Origin of the sequence: Streptococcus danieliae (genome assembly GCF_013415245.1) — a bacterium.
Classification (GTDB): domain Bacteria; phylum Bacillota; class Bacilli; order Lactobacillales; family Streptococcaceae; genus Streptococcus; species Streptococcus danieliae_A.
The window spans coordinates 1-1157 of sequence record NZ_JACBXX010000031.1 but is presented as its reverse complement, the minus strand read 5'-3'; the positions used below and the strand labels follow the sequence as shown (position 1 = coordinate 1157).

General features: G+C 45.1%; 1 protein-coding gene. It reads right to left on the bottom strand.

Annotation, left to right across the window (positions count from 1 at the left end):
- The coding region (locus HZY94_RS00635; RefSeq protein ID WP_257151888.1) for a reverse transcriptase domain-containing protein at positions 1-368 on the bottom strand (368 nt) is incomplete at its 3' end.
- Between the last annotated feature and the right edge of the window lie 789 nt (positions 369-1157).

The following is a 1157-nucleotide window of genomic DNA, read 5'->3' as shown; positions in this document are numbered from 1 at the left end:
TGTCTAATAGCTGTCTCACAAGAGCGATTGGGACGAAAGCCATAACTATACTCTGAGAAGTGTCTTTCACAGATTGGACTGATGGTTTGAACAATCGCTTGTTGTACCATTCTGTCCATGACTGTAGGGATTCCAAGATTTCGGACGCCACCATTTGGCTTAGGAATTTCAACTCGTAAAACTGGTTGAGGTTTGTACTTCCTCTGCTTTATAAGTTCCTTGGTTTCTCGCCAATGTTGCCGTAGGAAATTATCCATTTCCTCAATGGTAACTCCGTCGATACCAGCAGAACCCTTGTTTCTTTTTACCTGATGATAGGCTTCAAGCATATTGTTCCGAGATAATATCTTATCTAGCAATTCTGACATGTGCGTATTCCTTTCTTGTTTCGGTGTCTGAGGGACATCTTAGATTCGTGAACCTTCTCCTAGTCAATACGTGACCGTCTCCAGTTCTATCAGACCGTTCTTTTACAGACACAAGTGAAGTAGGATTACTTCGGTTAATTGTTCGCCCCTTCGCTCCATTTCCATTACAGAAACTTCATCACTACTATGGGTTCGGCTGACTTCTCATGATTCGTTGTTACTACGTCTACGACGCTCATGAGACCTCACGGGATAAGTCGTATATCTTTCCTCGTTTACTCTCGTGATCTACGCATATAGGTTACGACTACCTTTTGGGACTTTAGAGTTTTCAGCCTCCTCATCCACTACATACGCCTTCATATCACATTTCTGTTCGTAGAGCCACGATTTCGCTATCCCTTCCTCTCCCCGCTACCTCACGATAGTCAGGCTTGGGAGTCGCTATTGGGTTCACCGGTAGCAGGTGCCCACAGAGGACTTGCACCTCAGATATACGACATGCCCGTCGTACTGAAAAGATTCCAAGCTTGCCAGCTTGGAATCGGGGGGAGTCGGGAAACTTCGGTTCCCGACTAAGGCATGGAACTCGTTAGAGGTCGCTGCCGTCCCCCACCACAGGGGAAGCATCTCATAGAAATTCGAAAGAAGCCAGGGTACAGTGTAAGCGCGCTATAACCAAGTATATGAAAAAGGTTCCAGAGTTGATTGACTCGGGAACCTTTTTTATTGACAATTCTTCTGTATGATTTCAGACCATGGCAAATAGTCCTCTAGAACCTCTATTTT